This is a genomic window from Arthrobacter sp. MPF02 (assembly GCF_046605375.1).
Lineage (GTDB): Bacteria > Actinomycetota > Actinomycetes > Actinomycetales > Micrococcaceae > Arthrobacter.
On record NZ_CP176772.1, the window covers coordinates 1,482,710 to 1,503,390 of the forward strand.

The 20,681-nt window shown below is 68.5% G+C and carries 16 protein-coding genes; 10 read left to right on the forward strand and 6 right to left on the reverse strand.

Annotated elements, in window-relative coordinates; all coding sequences use genetic code 11:
• Positions 1-17: 17 nt before the first annotated feature.
• Genes ACLH0K_RS07015 through ACLH0K_RS07025 form a run of 3 tightly spaced genes read right to left on the reverse strand, consistent with a single transcriptional unit; the run spans position 18 to position 2,356 of the window.
• The gene (locus ACLH0K_RS07015; protein WP_411376081.1) at positions 18-1,127 is read right to left on the reverse strand and encodes an Rv2578c family radical SAM protein; all 1,110 of its coding nucleotides are present in this window, start codon (positions 1,125-1,127) and stop codon (positions 18-20) included.
• Between the two features lie 45 nt (positions 1,128-1,172).
• Positions 1,173-1,850 carry an SIMPL domain-containing protein gene (locus ACLH0K_RS07020; RefSeq protein WP_411376082.1) on the reverse strand — a complete coding sequence of 226 codons (678 nt, stop codon included), beginning with the start codon at positions 1,848-1,850 and terminating at the stop codon, positions 1,173-1,175.
• Positions 1,847-2,356, reverse strand: a complete 510-nt coding sequence (locus ACLH0K_RS07025) for a hypothetical protein (RefSeq protein WP_411376083.1) — start codon at positions 2,354-2,356, stop codon at positions 1,847-1,849. Before ACLH0K_RS07025 ends, ACLH0K_RS07020 begins: the two co-directional genes overlap by 4 nt.
• Positions 2,357-2,555: 199 nt before the next feature.
• Here ACLH0K_RS07025 and pheS point away from each other — a divergent pair, with 199 nt between their 5' ends.
• From pheS to ACLH0K_RS07040, 3 genes are read left to right on the forward strand one after another with little or no spacing between them, the layout of a single operon-like run.
• A complete protein-coding gene (pheS, locus tag ACLH0K_RS07030) occupies positions 2,556-3,614 on the forward strand; it encodes a phenylalanine--tRNA ligase subunit alpha (RefSeq protein WP_138136718.1) in 1,059 nt (352 codons plus the stop codon).
• A 2-nt stretch (positions 3,615-3,616) separates the two neighbouring features.
• Positions 3,617-6,160 (forward strand): phenylalanine--tRNA ligase subunit beta, encoded by a 2,544-nt coding sequence (gene pheT, locus ACLH0K_RS07035; RefSeq protein WP_411376084.1) that lies wholly within the window; start codon positions 3,617-3,619, stop codon positions 6,158-6,160.
• Positions 6,161-6,199: 39 nt separating this feature from the next.
• Positions 6,200-6,910 carry a 4'-phosphopantetheinyl transferase family protein gene (locus tag ACLH0K_RS07040; RefSeq protein WP_411376085.1) on the forward strand — a complete coding sequence of 237 codons (711 nt, stop codon included), beginning with the start codon at positions 6,200-6,202 and terminating at the stop codon, positions 6,908-6,910.
• On the opposite strand, the gene ACLH0K_RS07045 is transcribed toward ACLH0K_RS07040, so the two are convergent.
• The 3 genes from ACLH0K_RS07045 to ACLH0K_RS07055 form a co-directional block, all read right to left on the reverse strand.
• Positions 6,874-8,232, reverse strand: a complete 1,359-nt coding sequence (locus tag ACLH0K_RS07045; protein ID WP_411376086.1) for a M1 family metallopeptidase — start codon at positions 8,230-8,232, stop codon at positions 6,874-6,876. The genes ACLH0K_RS07040 and ACLH0K_RS07045 overlap by 37 nt on opposite strands.
• Before the next feature lie 17 nt (positions 8,233-8,249).
• Positions 8,250-12,137 (reverse strand): Pls/PosA family non-ribosomal peptide synthetase, encoded by a 3,888-nt coding sequence (locus tag ACLH0K_RS07050; protein ID WP_411376428.1) that lies wholly within the window; start codon positions 12,135-12,137, stop codon positions 8,250-8,252.
• Positions 12,138-12,324: 187 nt separating this feature from the next.
• A complete protein-coding gene (locus ACLH0K_RS07055) occupies positions 12,325-13,290 on the reverse strand; it encodes a quinone oxidoreductase family protein (RefSeq protein ID WP_411376087.1) in 966 nt (321 codons plus the stop codon).
• A gap of 144 nt (positions 13,291-13,434) precedes the next feature.
• Here ACLH0K_RS07055 and argC point away from each other — a divergent pair, with 144 nt between their 5' ends.
• From argC to ACLH0K_RS07090, 7 genes are read left to right on the forward strand one after another with little or no spacing between them, the layout of a single operon-like run.
• On the forward strand, positions 13,435-14,466 hold the full coding sequence (argC, locus tag ACLH0K_RS07060; RefSeq protein ID WP_411376088.1) for an N-acetyl-gamma-glutamyl-phosphate reductase: 1,032 nt from the start codon (positions 13,435-13,437) through the stop codon (positions 14,464-14,466).
• Entirely contained in the window at positions 14,463-15,629 is a 1,167-nt protein-coding gene (argJ, locus tag ACLH0K_RS07065; protein ID WP_411376089.1) for a bifunctional glutamate N-acetyltransferase/amino-acid acetyltransferase ArgJ, read from the forward strand. The genes argC and argJ overlap by 4 nt, the downstream gene beginning before the upstream one ends.
• Positions 15,630-15,665: 36 nt before the next feature.
• The gene (gene argB, locus ACLH0K_RS07070; protein ID WP_411376090.1) at positions 15,666-16,625 is read left to right on the forward strand and encodes an acetylglutamate kinase; all 960 of its coding nucleotides are present in this window, start codon (positions 15,666-15,668) and stop codon (positions 16,623-16,625) included.
• A complete protein-coding gene (locus tag ACLH0K_RS07075) occupies positions 16,622-17,896 on the forward strand; it encodes an acetylornithine transaminase (protein WP_411376091.1) in 1,275 nt (424 codons plus the stop codon). Before argB ends, ACLH0K_RS07075 begins: the two co-directional genes overlap by 4 nt.
• Positions 17,893-18,894: an ornithine carbamoyltransferase gene (argF, locus tag ACLH0K_RS07080; RefSeq protein WP_411376092.1), complete on the forward strand. Its 1,002-nt coding sequence runs from the start codon at positions 17,893-17,895 to the stop codon at positions 18,892-18,894. The genes ACLH0K_RS07075 and argF overlap by 4 nt, the downstream gene beginning before the upstream one ends.
• Positions 18,894-19,424, forward strand: a complete 531-nt coding sequence (locus ACLH0K_RS07085; RefSeq protein WP_411376093.1) for an arginine repressor — start codon at positions 18,894-18,896, stop codon at positions 19,422-19,424. Before argF ends, ACLH0K_RS07085 begins: the two co-directional genes overlap by 1 nt.
• 46 nt (positions 19,425-19,470) lie before the next feature.
• On the forward strand, positions 19,471-20,676 hold the full coding sequence (locus ACLH0K_RS07090) for an argininosuccinate synthase (protein ID WP_411376094.1): 1,206 nt from the start codon (positions 19,471-19,473) through the stop codon (positions 20,674-20,676).
• The last annotated feature ends 5 nt before the right edge of the window (positions 20,677-20,681 follow it).

Consider the following 20,681-nt stretch of genomic DNA (forward strand, 5'->3'; position numbering starts at 1 on the left):
GCCGGAACCTGGACGGCCTAGAACAGGGTGGGTTGGCCCGCCTGGCTGCCCGCGGCGGGCGCCCCCGGTTCCCGGCCGCCCGGAGGGGCCGCGGGGATGATGCCGGCAGGGTACTCTGCCTCCTCACCGCGGGGATCGTCCAGGTCCCGGTGGCTGAATCCGGCGGTGTTGGCGAACCCGTGCCGGGCCTTGAAGTAGCGGACCTTTCCGGCCAGCCAGCTGCGGTATTCCCTGGAGGCATAGGAGCCTGATTCGTACAGCCGCCGGTACTTGCCCACCAGTTCCGGGTGGTTTCCCGCGAGCCACTTCATGAACCATTCCCGGGTCCCGGGCTTCAGGTAGAGGGCTCCGGCAGTAACGCCCGTGGCCCCTGCCGCGGCCAGGGACGCGAAGAGCGCCTCCAGCGCTTCGTCGCTGTCGGACAGCCAGGGAAGGATGGGCATGGCCATCACCCCGCAGGGGAGGCCGGCTTCCCGGAGCCGGGTCACCAGCTTCAGCCGTGCCCGGGGGCCCGGGGTGCCCGGTTCGATGGCCTCGGACAGGGCCTCGTTGGTCATGGCCAGGGAGATGCCCAGTCCCACAGGTACCTGCGCGGCGGCGCTCTTGAGGAGCGGAATGTCCCGCGCCAGCAACGTGCCCTTGGTCAGGATGGACAGGGGAGTCCCGGAGTCCGCCAGTGCCGAGATAATGCCCGGCATCAGCTTGTAGCGCCCTTCGGCGCGCTGGTACGGGTCAGTATTGGTGCCAAGGGCAACCTGCTCCCGCATCCACGACGGCCGGGCCAGTTCCTTGCGCAGGACCTCTGCGGCGTTCACTTTGACCACCACCTGGCTGTCAAAGTCCATGCCGGCGTCAAAATCCAGGTACGTATGGGTTTTCCGGGCAAAGCAGTAGACGCAGGCGTGGCTGCAGCCGCGGTAGGGGTTCACGGTCCATTCAAACGGCATGCGCGAGCCCGCCGGCACCCGGTTGAGCACCGATTTTGCGGTGACCTCATGGAAAGTGATGCCGGCGAAGTCCGGAGTGGTTACCGAACGCACCAGCCCGGCGAGCGGAAGGAGCGCCGGAACAGGTCCTGCAGCCTCGGCGGCGGGGGCAGGAACCAGTGCTTGCGCGTCCCATCTCATAGCTCCTATTCGAAAACATCTTCGAATCGAAGTCAATATGGCCGGCTATTCCGCGGCCCGGCCTCCGACCAGTTCCCACACCACTGTCACTGCTGTTTCCACCCGGGTTTCCCCCGGCTCAACCGCGATGCTCTCAACGGCGCTGGCGCGCTGGAGGCCTGCCATAGGGGCCGGTGCCACGCCGGCCGGGTGCTCCGTCACCGATACCACCCGGCCCAATGTTGCTGAGGCGAGCCCTGCAAACTGCCGGCCCGCCCGAAGCGCCTCCTGCCAGGCGGCAGCCCGCGCCCGCTCACGCAGTGACGAATCGTCAGCAAGGGCCAATTGCATGCTGTTGACGCGCACGTGGTTGCCCCCGGCCCGGACGGCATCGGAAATGGCGCCGGAAGCGGATGCCATGTTCCTGAGCCTCACCTCGAGCATGCTCGCCGCGACATATCCCGCCACTTGCTGTCCTTCGCCCTCACGCCACACCAGGTCCGCGCGGACGTTCAAGCCCGTTGTCCTGATGTCCGCCGCTTCGATTCCTTGCGAGTGAAGCGAAGCAGTAACGGCGGCCAGGGCTGCGCCTGCGGCTGAGTAGGCCGCTTCCACTCCGGCAGCACGGCATTCGACGCCGATGGAAACCTGCAGAAGGTCGGGGACCGCGCCTGCCGCGCCCGTTCCCGTCACCGTCACGGTGCCGGGAGAAAACCGCGCAGCACCCGCCAATTCGGCCCTCATGACACCGTCCTGCCTTTCCTTGCACCGGCGGGTGCCGGGAGCGGGTAGCCCCCCGCGGCAAGGCCGGCCCGCCGCTCGAAGATGTTCGCGGTTCCCGGATTGCCGGTCCGCAGGACAGACCAGCCGGCGGCAGCCAGGTACAGCGGGATGAACGGAAGTCCCCAGCACCAGGCGTACTGGCTGCAGTGCTTCTCCTCATGGCCCAGGAGCGTCGGCCGGGACACAAGGTCCCCGGCCGAACCGCGGCACAGCACAACGTTTCCCAGGGTGAAGGCACGGGCCAAGGGCAGCCGCCACCGGTAGCCGCCGGCGAGCAGCAGCCCGCGGGGGCCCGGAGTGATCCGGCACCGGGCGGCCACAGCCACCGCCAGGCCCAGCAGTGTGCTGCCGTTAAGGAGGTTTGCTGCCTGCCGCAGCCGCTGCCCTGGAGAAACCGGACTGGGGGGAAAACCCTCCGGGGCAGGAGGCGGCAGTGCAACGGAACCCGGACGCTGCCGCAGAGTCATGAGGACATCGTAGCCGGAGGGTTCAACTAGACTGGAGGGCAGTGGCCGCCGGTTTTGCCGGCGAGCCCTGACCTGGTCATTGAATGCACTTTCCGTGAGGGCATTCATCCATGACCTGCCAGTGACGGAAGCGCCGCCGGGAGACCGCGCAGGGCTGCTCCGCTCGCCGGCAGCCACGACTCGTAGCTAAGAACAGTAGATGACTGAAACTTTGCCGGGCGCCGCTCCGAACCCAACGGATGAAGCCGCCATCACCGCCGCTGTAGACCAGGCCATCACCGCCATCGCCGGTGCGGCCACCCTTGACGAGCTGAAGGCGGTGAGGCTGGCCCACACGGGGGAGAAGTCCCCGCTCAGCCTCGCCAACCGCGAAATCGGCCGCCTCCCCAAGGAGCAGAAGGCGCTCGCCGGAAAGCTCATGGGAGCATCCCGCGGCCGGGTGAACAAGGCGCTCGCCGAGCGTACGGCTGAGCTGGAAGCCGAGAACGACGCGCGGATCCTCCTTGAGGAAACGGTGGACGTCACGGCCGCTCCGCGCCGCCGTCGTGCCGGTGCCCGGCACCCGCTGTCCACCCTCCAGGACCGCGTCGCGGACATCTTCGTCGGCATGGGCTGGGAAATCGCCGAGGGCCCCGAAGTCGAATCCGAGTGGTTCAACTTCGACGCCCTGAACTTCAAGCCGGACCACCCGGCCCGGGAGATGCAGGACACCTTCTTCGTGGAGCCCCCCGAAGCCCACCTGCTGATGCGCACCCACACCTCCCCGGTGCAGGTCCGTTCCATGCTGGAGCGCGACGTGCCCATCTACGTGCTCTGCCCCGGCAAGGTTTTCCGTACGGACGAGCTGGACGCCACCCACACCCCGGTGTTCCACCAGTTCGAGGGCCTCGCCATCGACAGGAACCTCAGCATGGCCGACCTGCGCGGCACGCTGGAGCACTTCGCCCGGCAGATGTTCGGCGACGAAGCCCAGATCCGGCTGCGCCCCAACTACTTCCCGTTCACTGAACCGTCAGCGGAACTGGACATTTTCCATCCGGGCGCCAAGGGCGGCCCGCAGTGGATCGAGTGGGGTGGCTGCGGCATGGTCAATCCCAACGTCCTCCGCGCGGCCGGCATCGATCCGGACGTCTATTCAGGTTTTGCCTTCGGCATGGGCATCGAGCGCACCCTCATGTTCCGCAACGAGGTGGGCGACATGCGCGACATGATCGAGGGCGATGTACGTTTCAGCGAGCACTTCGGGATGGAGATCTAACAGTGCGTATCCCACTTTCCTGGCTGCGTGAATTCGCAGAAGTACCGGCCGGAGCGACGGCCGAAGACGTTATGGCGGACCTGGTCAAGGTCGGCTTCGAGGAAGAGGACGTGCACCGTCCCACGGACTCCCTGCAGGGCCCCATCGTCGTGGGCCAGGTCCTGAGCCTGGTGGAGGAACCGCAGACCAACGGCAAGACCATCAACTGGTGCCAGGTCCGGGTGGTTCCGGAAGGCAAGGAGCAGACCCTCACCGGCAAGGGGATCGACCCCTCCGGCGTGCAGGGCATCATCTGCGGTGCCCACAACTTCGTGGAGGGCGACAAGGTGGTGGTCACCCTTCCCGGTGCCGTGCTGCCCGGTGACTTCCGCATCTCGGCCCGCAAGACCTACGGCCACCTGTCCGCAGGCATGATCGCCTCGGTGCGGGAGCTGGGTATCGGCGAGGACCACGACGGCATCCTGGTGCTGTCCCGCATCGGCCTGGACCCCGAGGTGGGCACTGACGCCATGGAGCTCCTTGGCCTCTACGACCAGGCAGCGGAAATCAATGTCACCCCGGACCGCGGCTACGCCTTCTCCATCCGCGGCGTCGCGCGCGAATACGCCCACGCCACCGGAACCACGTTCACGGACCCGGCAAGCAAGGTGCAGGCGCCCGCGGAACTGGCCGGCGGCTACGGCGTCAAGCTCAACGATGACGCCCCCATCTACGGCAATCCCGGCTGCGACCGTTTTGTGGCGCGCACCATCCGCGGGGTGGACGCCACCCGGCCCACCCCGCCGTGGATGGTGTCCCGGCTCCGTCTGGCCGGCATCCGCTCCATCTCGCTGCCCGTGGACATCTCCAACTACGTCATGCTCGAGCTGGGCCAGCCGACGCACTGCTACGACCTGGACAAGCTGTCCGGCGACATCGTGGTGCGCCGTGCCGCCGCCGGCGAGAAGATCACAACGCTGGACGACAAGGAACGCACCCTTGACGCCGAGGACCTGCTCATCACCGACGACTCCGGCGCGATCGGCATCGCGGGCGTCATGGGCGGGGCAGCCACGGAGGTGAGCGATTCGACGTCGAACATCCTGGTGGAGGCCGCTCACTTCGACGAGGTCTCGATTGCCCGCTCGCGGCGCCGGCACAAGCTGCCTTCCGAAGCGTCCAAGCGGTTCGAGCGCGGCGTCGACTGGCAGGTGGCCGGCATCGCGGCGCAGCGCGTGGTGGACCTCCTGGTGGAACTGGCCGGCGGCACCGCCGACGAAACCGGAACCGACGTGGGCACCGCGCCGGAAACCGTGACCATCGAGCTGCCCGCCGCCTTCGCCGCCCAGCGCATCGGCATCGACTTCACTCAAGAACAGATCGTCACGTCCCTGGAGGACCTGGGCGCGGTTGTGGTGAAGAACGACGGCGGCTGGACCGTCACTGCCCCGAGCTGGCGGCACGACCTGGAGACCAAGGAAGACCTGTCCGAGGAAATTGCCCGGCTGGTGGGCTACGACAAGATCCCCGCCACCCTGCCCGTGGCGCCTCCCGGCCGGGGACTGACACGCGTGCAGCAGCAGCGCCGCCGCCTTATCCAGGCCCTGGCGGACGCCGGCCTCACGGAAGTGCTGTCCTACCCCTTCGTGTCCAAGGCCGCGAACGACACTTTCGGCGTGGCTGAAGCAGGAGCTGAACGCAGCGCCGTGAAGCTGGCCAACCCGATCAGCGAGGAGCAGGGCTTCCTGCGCACCTCCATCCTGCCGGGACTGATCGAGGTGGCCAAGCGCAACCATTCGCGCGGCTTCCGCGACCTGGCGCTCTTCGAATCCGGGCTGGTGTTCCTGCCCGGCGCAACGGTGGGCACGGCCGCCATCCCGCCGCTGGGCGCCAAGCCTTCCGATGAGGTGCTGGATGCGCTGTACGACGGCGTCCCGGCCCAGCCCTTCCACCTCGCCGCTGTGCTCACCGGCCATGACTCGCCGGCTGCCGCAGCACACGCGCCCCGGGCCTGGGACTGGGCTGATGCCCTGGACATCGCACGCCTGGCCGGCGACGTACTGGGCGTTGAGCTGATCATCTCGCAGGGCAGCCACCAGGCGTTCCACCCCGGCCGCGCGGCCAAGCTGTCGCTGCGGACCGGTGAAGTTGTGGGCTACGCCGGCGAGCTGCACCCCAAGCTGCTGGCGGCCGCGGACATGCCGGCCCGCTCCGTTGCCCTGGAACTCAACGCCGACGCCCTGTTCGATGCGGCGCCGGATGTCATTGTGGCCCGCCACATCTCCGGATTCCCGGTTGCAACGCAGGACGTGGCACTGGTGGTCCCCGCCGACATTCCGGCAGACGACGTCCTGGCTGCACTCCGCGAAGGCGCCGGCGACCTGCTGGAAGACGTTGCGCTGTTTGACGTCTACGCCGGCAAGGGCATCGAGGACGGCAAGAAGTCGCTGGCCTTCGGGCTGCGCTTCCGCGCCGCCGACCGGACCCTGACGGCAGACGAAGCCTCTGCCGCCCGTGAAAGCGCCGTGGCCCTGGCTGCCGAACGCTTTGGGGCGGTCCAGCGGTAGCAGGCGATCCGGCTGAGCAGGTCTAAAAGGGCGGGCGGCATGACTCCACAGCTTGTGGTGCATGCCGTCCCGCCCTTTTCGCTGTCCGGCGCGGCTGAGCAGGTCCAGCGGGACGCCCAGGCGCGGCTCGACGGCCCGGAGTTGGCCCGCGCCGAGGCCATGGAACCCGCGTCCCGCAACCGGTTCCTTGCCGGGCGCCTGGCCCAGCGGCGGTTCGCCGCGGAGCTGCTCGGCGTGCCCGGCCACCGCCTGACCTCCTCCTACAGCTGCCCCCGCTGCGGCACCGGGCCCGGCATCACCCACGGCAGGCCGGGCTACCTGCTCGACGGCGGCCCCGCGCCCCTGGTCCTCAGCCTGTCCCGTGCCGCGGGGTGGACTTTGCTCGCGGCCGTGGCTGCGCCGCCGGACAGTTGCCGCCTGGGTGTGGACGTGGAGGACCCTGTCCGGACCGGCTTTGACGGTTTCCCCGTACTGGCGCTCACACCTGCGGAGCAGCAGGCCGTCGGGCGCCTGTCAGGCAGCGCGTTGCTGGCTGCGCATGCCCGCCTGTGGGCACGCAAGGAAGCGGTACTGAAAATGACCGGGGACGGCCTGCGGACCGCACCGTCATCGCTGGACGTGCTGGAACGGGAGGAAATACGGGACCTGTTGCCCGCCGAAACCGGCCTGCCCGCCCGCCTGGCGGCCGCCGTCGCGCTGTCCTCTCCGGTACCTCAGCCCACCGGAAGGGGCGGCAGGGCTTCCTCGTAAAGCCACGGGTGCAGCAGCGTCTCCGCGTCCACCGCGGTGGCCCGGTTGACGGCCAGGATGAAGTCGTGCGTGGTTACGGACCCGTGCCGGTGCCGTGCTGTCCATTCCTGGAGCAGGGTGAAGAAGGCGAGGTCCCCGCAGGCGATGCGTACAGCGTGCACCGCCAGCGCGCCGCGCTTGTAGACGCGGTCGTCGAACATGTGCTTGGGTCCCGGGTCGCCCACGATAATGTCCTGCGGGTCAGTCTTCAAACGCCGCCAGGCAGCCTCGGCGCGGGCGGCGACGGCCAGGACACCAGCTTCCTCCGACCAGATCCACTCGGCATAGCAGGCAAAGCCCTCGTGCAGCCAGATGTCCTGCCACGACGCGGCTGTCAGGGAATTGCCGAACCACTGGTGCGCCAGCTCATGCGCAATGAGCCGCTGCGACTCCCAGCCCTGGTCCAGGTGGTTCGGCCCAAGGATGGACATGCCCTGGGCTTCGAGGGGAATTTCGAGCTCATCCTCGGCCACGACCACCGTGTACTCGGCGAAGGGGTAGGGGCCGAAACAGTTGGCGAAGGTCCGCATCATCGCCGGTTGCAGGGCCAGCCCCGCCCGGGCACGGTCTGCCAGGGCGGGCGGAACGGCTGCGTGCTGCGGCACCGCGGGGGCATGCCGGCCCGGATCCAGCTCAAGCAGCCCGTACCGGCCAACCTGGACAGTGGCAAGATAGCTGGCCATGGGCTCGGCCTGCTCGTAAACCCAGGTCTCCCGGCTGGAACGGGTGGTGCGGGACTGGAGGACACCGTTGCAGACGGCGCGGTAATTCGCGTCCGTGGTGACGGTGAACCGGTAGCTGGCCTTGTCCCGGGGATGGTCGTTGCACGGGAACCAGGACGGCGCGCCGTTGGGCTGTCCGGCCACGAGGACGCCGTCGGTAAGTTCTTCCCAGCCCACCTCGCCCCACAGGCCGCGGCGGGGCGCGGGGCTGCCTTCGTACCGCACGTCAAGCGTGAAGTGCTGGCCGGGCTGCAGGGGAGCCTGCGCGGCGACCACCAGCTGCTCGGCCCGCTGGCTGAACCGGCCGGCCTTGCGTCCGTCCAGCTGCACCTTGGTGGCACGCAGGTTGCCCATCAGGTCCAGGACAACGGCCGACGCCGGCGCCTGGGCCACGCCGTACAGCACCGCCCTGCCGCTGAGGCGGTTGCTGCTGACTTTGTAGTCCAGCTCCAGTTCATAGCGCTCCACCCGGTAGGCGTTGCTGCCCGACCCTGGCAGGTAGGGGTCGGCGGCCGGGCCGGCTGCCGGGAAGCCCTGGCCGGTTTGTGCTGGAAAAGTCATGGATACCTTTGGTTTGTTCAAAGCTTTGCGGGACCGCTCCAGGGACTCACCGGATTGCCCATCCAGTAGGTGCCCGCGGGGACTGTTTCGCCGCGCATCACGAGCGATGCCGGACCAACTGTGGCACCCGGCCCGATGGCCGCCTGCGGAAGGATGACCCCGTGCGGACCCATGGTGGCCCCGTCCTCGAGCGTAACAGCGTCCATGCTCATCACCCGGTCGTGGAAGAGGTGGGTCTGGACCACGCAGCCGCGGTTCACGGTGGAGTTCCGGCCGAGGGCCACCAGGTCAGCTTCGGGGAGCCAGTAGCTCTCGCACCAGGTGCCTGACCCGATCCGGGCTCCCAGGGCGCGCAGCCACCAGACCAGGGCGGGCGTGCCGGTGGCGGCGCGGGCGAACCACGGCGCACTCACCATCTCAATGAACGTGTCCACTACCTCGTTGCGCCAGATGAACGAACTCCACAGCGGGTGTTCGCCGGCCCGGATCCGGCCGACCAGCACCCACTTGGCAAGCACGGACGCGGCGGCCGCCACGGCCCCGGCCAGGAGCATCACCACGCCGCTGAGGAGGGCGGCCACGCCGTAGTTGTATATGGTTGCAAGCCAGTCGAACGCCAGCATGATGCCGGCAGCGATGGCTGCCGTCAGCATGACCGGCACGAATCTGCCGAGCTCCCAGAGGGCCCGGGCGATCTTCAGCCGGAATGGCGGCTGGTAGGTGCGGGTGTCGTCGGAGGCGATGGCGGTCCGCCGCAGCCGGACCGGCGGACTGCCCAGCCAGGATGTACCGGACTTGGCTTTGGCGGGTGTGGCGGACAGGACAGCCACCAGCGAGTTCTTGGGGACACTGCGGCCCGCCGCAGTCATGCCCGAGTTGCCCAGGAAGGAGCGTTTGCCGATTTTCGCCGGCGCCACCCGGAGCCAACCGCCGTCCAGTTCATACGAGGCCACCATGGTGTCATCGGCCAGGAACGCGCCGTCACCCACGGTGGTCATGCGTGGAATCAGCAGCACGGTGGAGGCCTCGACGTTTCTTCCCACTTTGGCACCGAGCAGGCGCAGCCAGACCGGGGTGAAGAGGCTCGCGTAGATGGGGAACAAAAGGTCCCGGGCGAGGTCCAGGACGCGTTCGGTGGCCCAGACCTGCCAGCCCACCCGGCTCCGCACCCGGTGGTAGCCCTCGACAAGCCCGATGCTGAGGAGCCGGGTGGCGGCCAGTATCAGCAATGCGTTGGAAAGGAACCAGGCCAGGGCGGCTGCGGGCAGCGCGGCCAGCAGCCCGGGAAGGGCGTCGGACAGGGAGGTGCTGCCCTGGATGAACAGGAACGCCACAAGCATTGCGGCCGCTGCCGAGAGGTAGGGAAGCACGGCCAGGCAGGCGGAGGCTGCCGCGAACCCGGTGAACCACAGCCCGGCCTGCAAGGGGGTCTGGTCAGGGGCCTCCGGCAGGGCACGCTTTGCCTTGCCGCGCCGCTGCGCAGGGGAACCCGCCACCTGGTGGCCCGCCTTGACCTTGCCGAGGACCGCGGAGCCGGCCTCCACCTGGGCGCCGGCGCCAATCGCAGCTCCGGGCATCAGTGTGCTCCGGGCACCCACGGTCGCGCCGGCCCCGATGCGGATTGAACCGATGTGCACGTTGTCGCCGTCGATCCACCAGCCGGAAAGGTCCACTTCGGGTTCTACGTTGGCGCCTGGCCCAAGGGACAGGAGGCCGGTGACTGGCGGCAGGGAATGCAGCTGCACGTCGCGTCCCACCTTCGCCCCGAGGGCCTTGGCGTAGTAGGGAACCCAAGGGGCGCTGGCCAGGCTGATGGCGCCGGACAGGTCCTGGATCTGCTCCGCAAGCCAGAGGCGCAGATGGACGCGCCCGGAGCGCGGGTACGTGCCGGGTTTGACGCCCCGCAGCAGGAACCGGGCGGCGGCGACCGAGATGAGCATCCGCCCTGCCGGGCTGACGAAGACCAGCCAGGCCGCCCCCACCCACCACCAGGAAACAACAGGTGCCGCAGCAAAACCGGCCAGCGCGGCCAGGACGTTGTTGGCCGCCATGAGGTAGGTCAGCCAGCGCATGCCCACCAGGATGTGCAGCGGTGCCCCCATCAGTGTCTGGAAGACCTGCGACTTCCGGGCAGTGGGACGGACTGAGCGCTCGGCAGCGGGGCCGGGGCCGCCGTCGGGCGCAGACAGGCGCGCCACCTCCACCAGCGCACCGACGCGCGGTGTCGCGTAGATATCGGCCACGGTGATGGTGGGGTAGCGGACGCGGAGGGCGGACACGAGCTGGGCGGCCGAGAGCGACCCGCCGCCGTAGGCGAAGAAGTCGGCGTCCAGGGAAGTGACGGGACTGCCCAGGACCGCGCTCCACTGTTCCACGATCCAGGCGGCGTCCCCTGGAAGATTCAGGGGTGCGGCATCGGCTTCTGCGGCACCTGCACCGGCCAGCGGCCACGGCAGTGCCTGCCGGTCCACCTTGCCGCTCGTTTTGGTGGGCAGGGTGTCCACGGTTGTCAGCATCGGCACAAGGGCTGCGGGCAGGCTGGCGGCCAGCTGCTGCCTGGCCGCCGTCAGGTCAATATCCTGCCCCGCCGCCGGAGCCAGGTAACCCACCAGGATCTGGTTGCCGGCCGCTGTGGTGCGGACGGCTGCAGCGGCACCGGCAACGCGGGGAAGGGACTGCAGGGCCGCGTCGATCTCGCCCAGCTCGATCCTGCGCCCGCCGAGCTTAACCTGCTCGTCCGCCCTGCCCTGGAATATGAGGCCGGCTTTCTCGAAGCGCACCAGGTCGCCGGATCGGTAGGCCCGGTCCCAGCCCAGGCTGGGCATCGGCGCGTATTTTTCGGCGTCCTTGGCCGGGTCCAGGTACCGGGCCAGGCCCACGCCGCCGATGATCAGCTCGCCCACCTCACCCTCGGCCACCGGTACGGAATTTCCGTCGACGACGGCGAGGTCCCAGCCGTCCAGCGGCAGGCCGATCCGCACCGGGCCCGGTCCGCCCAGTGGTGCCGCGCAGGCCACCACGGTTGCCTCGGTGGGACCGTAAGTGTTCCAGACCTCGCGTCCCTCCACGGCCAGGCGCTCCGCAAGCTCGGGCGGGCAGGCCTCGCCGCCGAAGATCAGCAGGCGGACGTTTTCCAGCGCCTCGGCGGGCCAAAGCGCCGCGAGCGTGGGCACGGTGGAGACAGCGGTGATGCCGTGGTTGATCAGCCAGGGGCCGAGGTCCATTCCGGTACGGACCAGGGCCCGCGGGGCAGGGACCAGGCAGGCTCCATGGCGCCAGGCGAGCCACATCTCCTCGCAAGAGGCGTCGAACGCTACGGAAAGGCCTGCCAGCACCCGGTCCTGCGGCCCCAACGGTTCGTCCCGCAGGAAGATGCGGGCTTCGGCGTCCACGAACGCTGCTGCTGACCGGTGGCTGACGGCCACACCTTTCGGGGTGCCGGTGGAGCCGGAGGTGAAAATGACCCAGGCGTCGTCACCGGGTACAGGCGGGCGGGCGCCGCTGAAGGGGGCGGTACGGCTGGAACCGGAAAATCCGGAAGTGCGGAGCGCGCCCCCGGCTTCCAGAACGCCGGCCACCTTCGCCTCGCCGAACACCAGGCGGGCCCGTTCGTCCGGGTCGTCCGCATCCACCGGAACGTAGGCCGCGCCCAGCAGGAGCACGGCCAGGATGGATACGTAGAGTTCGTTGGTTCCCGACGGGATCCGTACCCCGATCTTGTCGCCTGCACCGAGCCCGGCCTGGTGCAGCCCCCGGGCGGCAGCGCGGACTTCATCCATCAACTGCGCGTAGCTGAGGGAGCGGTGGCCGTCATCCAGGGCGGAGGCTTCGGGGTAGCGGCGGGCAGTGTCCTGCAGGATGTCGATCAGTGTCCGGACCGGGGGAGCGGCGAGCGATCCCGGCATCTGGGGTGCGTAGGGGCGGATGGCGGTGGAAAGGGCATCACCGTGGGGGACCTGCTGCTCAGTCACCCGGGCATTTTGCCTGTGCCAGGTGAACAAAAGGTGTACCGGGGGGCTCCGGGTCCCGGATCTCCAGACTTCTGGTTAACCTGCCGTTCACCTTTCCCGCGCCATCAGCCGCTCGCGGGGGCTAGGGAACCAGGAGCACCTTGCCGGTGGTGCGCCGCCCTTCAAGGTCGCGGTGCGCCTGTGCAGCCTGCACCAGGGGGTAGCGCGCGCCGATTCGGACCTCCAAACTACCGTCGGCCGCCGCGGCGAAAACCTCACCGGCCCGCCAGCGCCGCTCGACGGCATCCCGCAGGTAGTGGGCAATGGTGGGCCTGGTGAGGAACAGCGAGCCGCCGGCGTTCAGCCGCTGCGGATCCATCGGCGGAACGGGACCGGAGGCTGCGCCGAAGAGCACGAGCGTGCCCCGGACGCGCAGCGCCGCCATGGAGCCGTCGAACGTGTCCCTGCCCACGCCGTCGTACACAACATGCGCGCCGGTGCCGCCGGTGATTTCGCGCACTCGGGCGGCGAACCCCTCATACCGCAGCACATGGTCTGCGCCGGCTTTGCGGGCCAGCTGTTCCTTGTCATCGGCGGAGACGGTGGTGATGACTTCGGCACCCTTGGCCTTGAGCAGCTGGATCAGCAGCAATCCCACGCCACCGGCACCGGCATGCAGCAGGACCTTGTGCCCCGGCTCCACCTTGAAGGTGGAATTCACAAGGAAGTGGGCGGTCATGCCCTGCAGGGGGAGGGCGGCCGCCGTGAGGTCGTCCACTCCCGCCGGGACCGGCAGTGCCGCGGCCTCGTCCACCAGGGCGTAGTTGGCGTAGCAGTTGATGCCCTCGGCGGTGGCCACCCGGTCCCCGGCAACAAAGCCGGTTACTCCGTCACCAACCGCCTCAACCGTTCCGGCCGCTTCCGATCCGGGCGTGAAGGGGAACGGGACCTTGTAGGTGCCGCTGCGCTTGTACGTATCGATGAAGTTCACGCCGGCAGCCCCCACCTTCACGAGCAGTTGCCCGGGCCCCGGCACCGGCCGGTCCACTTCTTCGTAGCCGAGGACTTCCGGTCCGCCTGCCTGCCGTGCGACGATTGCGTGCGTCATTGCTTCCCTTCCGCGGACCCGGCGTGTCCGGCTCCGGCTGCTGGATCCATCCTAGGGATTCCTCCTGCTGCCCGAGGTCAATCCGAAAGAGCCGATGCATAAATATCAGCTGCTATGCATAAGTATTGCTGTATAGTCGGAGGCATGACTATTTCTGTTGCAGTGTCCGGCGCCAGCGGATACGCCGGGGGCGAGGTGCTCCGCCTCCTGGCCGGACACCCGGACGTCACCATCGGCGCGATCACGGCGCACAGCAATGCCGGGTCCCGGCTTGGCGAACTGCAGCCCCATCTGCACGGGCTTGCCAGCCGCATCCTGGAAGACACAACAGTGGAGAACCTCTCCGGCCACGACGTCGTCTTCCTGGCACTGCCGCACGGAGCTTCGGCCGACATCGCCGCCAGTCTGCCCGAGGGGACCGTGGTAATCGATGCCGGTGCCGACCACCGGCTGGAGGACCCGGCAGCGTGGGAGAAGTTCTACGGCTCCGCCCACGCCGGGACCTGGCCCTACGGGCTTCCCGAGCTTCCGGGCCAGCGTGAGGCGCTGAAGGGTGCCACCCGCATCGCCGTACCCGGCTGCTATCCGACGTCGTCCCTGCTCGCCCTGGCTCCCGGCTTCGCAGCCAACCTGCTGGAGGCCGACGACGTCGTCATCGTTTCCGCCTCCGGCACCTCCGGCGCAGGCAAGGCAGCAAAGGTGAACCTGATCGGTTCCGAGGTCATGGGCACCATGAGCCCCTACGGCGTTGGCGGCGGCCACCGCCACACCCCCGAGATCGAGCAGGGCCTGTCCAATGCCGCAGGCGAACAGGTGACGGTCTCCTTCACCCCCACGCTCGCCCCGATGAGCCGCGGCATCCTTACCACCGCCACCGCGCGGGTCAAGGCCGGCGCCACTGCGGAGCAGCTGCGGCAGGCCTGGGCAGACGCCTACGACGACGAACCGTTCGTGCACCTGCTGCCGGAAGGCCAATGGCCGACCACCAAGTCCGTCCTGGGCTCCAACCACGCCGCAATGCAGCTGGCCTTCGACGCCCACACGGGCCGCGTAATCGTCACCTGCGTCATCGACAACCTGACCAAGGGCACGGCCGGCGGCGCCGTCCAGTCCATGAACATCGCACTCGGCCTGCAGGAAACCGCCGGCCTCAACCTGCAGGGAGTAGCCCCGTGACTGTCACCGCACCCCAGGGCTTCCGGGCCGCCGGCGTCACCGCCGGATTGAAGGCCTCAGGCAAACCGGACCTCGCACTCGTGGTCAACGACGGGCCGTCCAAGGCCGCCGCAGCAGTCTTCACGAGCAACCGCGTAGCCGCCGCTCCCGTCCACTGGTCCCGCCAGGTGGTTTCCGACGGCAGGGTGGACGCCGTCGTCCTGAACTCCGGCGGTGCCAACGCCTGCACTGGACCCACCGGTTTCCAGAACACGCACAGCACCGCGGAGAAGGTGGCCGGGGTCCTGGGCATCTCCGCCACGGACGTCTTCGTCTGCTCCACCGGCCTGATCGGCGAGCAGCTGCCCATGGACAAGATCCTCCCGGGTGTGGAGGCCGCGGCAGCTGCGCTCAGCACCGAGGGCGGGCCGGCAGCCGGCGACGCAATCATGACCACGGATTCCGTGCCCAAATCTGCGTTGTTCATTGGCACCGATGCCGACGGGCAGGAGTTCACCATCGGCGGCATCGCCAAGGGCGCCGGCATGCTGGCTCCCGGCCTGGCCACCATGCTGGTGGTGCTTACAACCGATGCGGCGGTCGAACCGGAAATGCTCGACGTCGTCCTGCGCGATGCCACCCGCGTCACGTTCGACCGGGCGGACTCGGACGGCTGTATGTCCACCAACGACACCGTGGTCCTGATGGCCTCCGCGGCCTCCGGCGCCGTGCCGTCAGCCAAAACCTTCACCGCGGGCCTTACCCAGGTGTGCGCCGAACTGGCACGCAAGCTCATTGCCGATGCCGAAGGCGCCAGCCACGACATCGCCATCCGGACCTTCAACGCAGCCACCGAGGCCGATGCCGAAACCGTCAGCCGCGCCGTGGCCCGCTCCAATCTCTTCAAGGCCGCCATCTTCGGCAAGGACCCCAACTGGGGCCGCGTGCTCTCCGCCGTCGGCACCACCGACGCCGTATTCGAGGCGGACCAGCTCAACGTCGCCATGAACGGTGTCCAGATCTGCCGCAACGGCAGCATCGGCGATGACCGGGGCCTGGTAAACCTGGAGCCGCGCGAGGTCCTGGTGGAGATCGACCTGCAGGCCGGCGACGCCGAGGCCACCATCTGGACCAATGACCTCACCCACGACTACGTGCACGAGAACAGCGCGTACTCCAGCTAGCCCGACCCCCAGCGGACCACCAGCGGAAGTGACACCATGAACACCCAGACGCGCGAGACCACCAGCATGTCCGACGCCCAGGCCAAAGCGGGGACACTGATCGAGGCCCTGCCCTGGATCCAGCGCTTTGCCGGCACCACCATGGTGATCAAGTACGGCGGGAACGCCATGGTCAATGACGACCTCCGCCGTGCCTTCGCGGAGGACATCGTCTTCCTCCACCACGTGGGCATCCACCCCGTGGTGGTCCACGGCGGCGGCCCCCAGATCAACTCCATGCTCGGCAGGCTCGGGATCGAATCCGAGTTCAAGGGCGGCCTGCGTGTCACCACGCCGGAAGCCATGGACGTGGTCCGGATGGTCCTAACCGGGCAGGTGGGCCGCGAACTGGTGGGCCTGATCAACTCGCACGGACCGTACGCCGTCGGCATGTCCGGCGAAGACGGCGGGTTGCTGCGCGCCGTCCGCACCGGGACCGTGGTGGACGGCGAGGAGGTGGACCTCGGGCTGGTGGGCGAGGTGGTCGGCGTCGATCCCGCAGGCATCGTGGACATCCTCGATGCCGGGCGCATCCCTGTGATCTCCACCGTCGCCCCGGAAATCCTCGACGACGGCGACGGCGCCGCAGGTGCCGGCCGTTTCCAGCCCACGGGGCAGGTGCTGAACGTCAACGCCGACACCGCCGCGGCAGCAGTGGCCTCCGCGCTGGGAGCGTCCAAGCTGGTCATCCTGACCGACGTCGAAGGCCTCTACGCCAACTGGCCGGACAAGTCCTCGCTGATTTCCTCCCTGACCGCCTCCGAGTTGCGGGACATGCTGCCCCGGCTCGAATCCGGCATGATCCCCAAGATGGCTGCCTGCCTCAAGGCGATCGATGAAGGCGTGGAACGCGCCCACATCGTGGACGGCCGGCTGCCGCATTCAATGCTTCTTGAAACTTTCACCACCGCCGGAATCGGCACCCAGGTTGTCCCGGACGAGGAGAGCAACGCATGAGCAACATTCAGCAAACTCCGGTGGTTGAGCCGAAGAGTCCGGTGGTTGAGCTGGTCGAAACCCAGGGCCATGCCGGCTCCGAGTGGCTGTCCCGCTACTCGTCATCGCTCATGGGTGTCTTCGGCACCCCGCAGCGGGTCCTGGTCCGCGGCGCCGGCTGCCTGGTGTGGGACGCGGACGGCAAGGAATACCTGGACCTGCTGGGCGGCATCGCCGTCAACGCCCTCGGCCATGCCCACCCGTTCGTGACGTCCGTGATTGCCAGTCAGCTCTCCACCCTGGGCCACGTGTCCAACTTCTTCACCAGCCCCACGCAGATCGCCCTGGCCGAAAAGCTCCTGGCATTGGCCGACGCGCCGGCCGGGTCCAAGGTGTTCTTCACCAACTCCGGCACCGAGGCGAACGAAGCCGCGTTCAAGCTTGCCCGCCGCAACACGGGCGGCGGCGATACCAAACGGACAAAGATCATCGCCCTGGAGGGTGCCTTCCACGGCCGGACCATGGGCGCCCTGGCGCTCACCGCCAAGGAAGCGTACCGGACCCCGTTCGAGCCGCTGCCGGGCGGCGTGGTCCACATCCCGTTCGGTGACGTGGAGGCGCTCAAGGCAGCCGTCGACGAGACCGTGGCCGCCGTTTTCCTGGAACCCATCCAGGGCGAGGCCGGCGTCCGCCCGCTGCCTCCCGGATACCTGAAGGCTGCGCGGGAAGTGACCGCCCGGGTGGGCGCCCTGCTGATCCTGGATGAAGTCCAGACCGGCATCGGCCGCACCGGCAAATGGCTCGCGAGCGGGGATGCCGGGATCACGCCGGACGCCATCACCCTCGCCAAGGGCCTCGGCGGCGGGTTCCCCATCGGCGCCCTTATCACCATGGGGGAGCAGACGTCGTCGTTGCTTTCCGCGGGCCAGCACGGCACCACGTTCGGCGGCAACCCGGTAGCGACGGCGGCTGCCCTCGCCACGCTGCACGCGATCGAAAGCCAGGGCTTGCTGGCAAACGCCACCGCCGTGGGGGAGCACCTCCGTTCCGCCCTGGCGGCGCTGCCCGGCGTCACCGAAGTCCGGGGAGAAGGCCTGCTGATCGGCTTCGACCTGGACGCGGACGCGGCGCCCGCCGTGGTGCAGGCCGGGCTCGATGCCGGTTTCATCGTCAACAGTCCGGGCCCGCGCACCATCCGGCTGGCACCGCCGCTGGTCCTCACCGAGGCCCAGGCGGACTCCTTCCTCGCCGCATTCCCGGCAATCCTCCAGACAGCAAAGGACGCATCGTGACCAGCACAACCCGGCACTTCCTCAAGGACACGGACCTGAGCCCGGCAGAGCAGGCGGAAGTCCTGGAGCTTGCCGCCCGGATGAAGGCGGCGCCCTACAGCGTCCAGCCTTTCGCCGCCGGGGGCGGCGGCCGGAAGACCGTGGCTGTCATCTTCGACAAGACCTCCACCCGCACCCGGGTCTCCTTCGCCACCGGCATCGCCGACATGGGCGGCAACGCGCTCATCATCAACCCGGGCGAGGCGCAGATCGGACACAAGGAGTCCGTGGAGGACACCGCCAAGGTCCTGGAGCGGATGGTGTCCACCATCGTATGGCGGACCGGTGCGCATGCCGGCCTGGTGGCCATGGCCGAAAACTCCCGGGTCCCCGTCATCAACGCCCTGTGCGACGACTACCACCCGTGCCAGCTCCTCGCCGACCTGCTGACCGTCAAGGAGCACAAAGGCGAACTGAAGGGCCTCACCATGAGCTACCTGGGTGACGCCGCGAACAACATGGCCAATTCCTACCTGCTGGCCGGGGTGACCGCCGGGATGCACGTCCGGATTGCCGGGCCGGAAGGGTACCTGCCCGCTGCGGACATCGTGGCCGCCGCCGAGGAGCGGGCGGCGCTGACGGGCGGTTCCGTCCTGGTGACCACCGATGCCAAGGAAGCGCTCCAGGGCGCCGACGTGGTGGCCACCGATACCTGGGTGTCCATGGGGCAGGAAGCTGAAAAGGAAGCCCGGTTGCAGCTGTTCCGGGACTACTCCGTGGATGAGTCTGCCATGGCACTTGCCGCGGATGACGCCGTCGTACTCCACTGCCTGCCCGCCTACCGCGGCTACGAAATCTCCGCCGGCGTCATCGACGGTCCGCAGTCAGTCGTCTGGGACGAGGCGGAAAACCGGCTGCACGCGCAAAAGGCGCTCATGGCCTGGCTCCTGCACGCCTCGGGGCAGGCCGTCGTTGAGGGCCTCGCACCCCTTGGGGACGTAGCGGAGAGCACGTCCTAGTGTCCGCCCAGCCGGTATCGCCGGGCTCCAGCCCGGCCACCAAGACCGCACGGCAGGCGCGCATTGCGGCCATCCTGACCAACCAGTCCGTGCGTTCACAGGCTGAGCTTGCGGCGCTTCTGGCGGACGACGGCGTGCAGGTCACCCAGGCCACCCTGTCCCGGGACCTGGTGGAACTCGGAGCCGTCCGCGTACGCGGCAAGGAGGGCGCCCTGGTCTACGCGGTTCCGGCCGAGGGCGGCGACCGTGCCGCCAAAAGCGGCGTCAGCCAGGAAATCCTGGATGCCCGGCTCGCCCGGCTGTGCAGTGAGCTGCTGGTCACTGCCGAGGCGTCGGCCAACATCGTGGTGCTCCGGACCCCGCCGGGCGCGGCGAACTTCCTGGCCCTGGCGATCGACCACTCGGTGATGCCGTCCATCCTGGGCACCATCGCCGGCGACGACACCGTGCTGCTGGTCTCCCGGGACCCGCTGGGCGGCCCGGACCTCGCGGCCCGCTTCCTGCAGCTGGCAGAAGAAGCCGGGCAATAAGCTTGAAGACAATCAACCAAACCAACCCCAACAAGGAGCATGTGAAGTGACTGATCGCATTGTGCTCGCCTACTCAGGCGGCCTGGACACCTCGGTAGCCATCGGCTGGATCGGTGAAGCCACCGGCGCCGAGGTGATCGCCGTGGCAGTCGACGTCGGACAGGGCGGCGAGTCCCTGGAAACCATCCGCCAGCGTGCCCTGGGCTGCGGCGCCGTCGAAGCCTACGTGGCCGACGCCCGCGACGAGTTCGCCAACGAATACGCCATGCCGACGTTGAAGGCCAACGCCCTCTACCAGGGCCACTACCCGCTGGTGTCCGCCATTTCCCGCCCCGTGATCGTCAAGCACCTGGTGAAGGCGGCCCGCGAATTCGGCGCCACCACCGTGGCCCACGGCTGCACCGGCAAAGGCAACGACCAGGTCCGCTTCGAAGTGGGCATCCAGACCCTCGGCCCGGACCTGAAGTGCATCGCACCGGTCCGCGACCTCGCCCTGACCCGCGATAAGGCCATCGCCTTCGCCGAGGAAAAGGGACTGCCCATCGAGACCACCAAGAAGAACCCGTACTCGATCGACCAGAACGTGTGGGGACGCGCCGTCGAGACCGGCTACCTCGAGGACATCTGGAACGCTCCCACCAAGGACATCTACGACTACACCGCCACCCCGGAGTTCCCGCCGGCGCCTGACGAGGTCACCATTTCCTTCGAGGCAGGCATCCCGGTAGCCATCGACGGCGTCAAGGTCACCCCGCTGCAGGCCATCCAGGAACTGAACCGCCGCGCCGGCGCCCAGGGCGTGGGCCGGATCGACGTCGTGGAAGACCGCCTGGTGGGCATCAAGTCCCGCGAGATCTACGAGGCTCCGGGCGCCATGGCCCTCATCACCGCGCACAAGCACCTCGAGGACATCACCATCGAGCGCGAGCAGGCCCGCTTCAAGGCCACGGTTGGCCAGCGCTGGGCGGAACTGGTCTACGACGGACAGTGGTTCTCCCCGCTGAAGCGCTCCCTGGACGCCTTTATCGAGGACACGCAGAAGTACGTCTCCGGCGATATCCGTATGGTGCTGCACGGCGGCCAGGCCATCGTCAACGGCCGCCGCTCCGACACCTCGCTCTACGACTTCTCGCTTGCCACCTACGACACCGGCGACACCTTCGACCAGTCCATGGCGCGCGGCTTCATCGAGCTGTGGGGCATGTCCTCCAAGGTTGCCTCCGGCCGCGACCTGCGGGTCGCGGGGGAGTAGTCCCC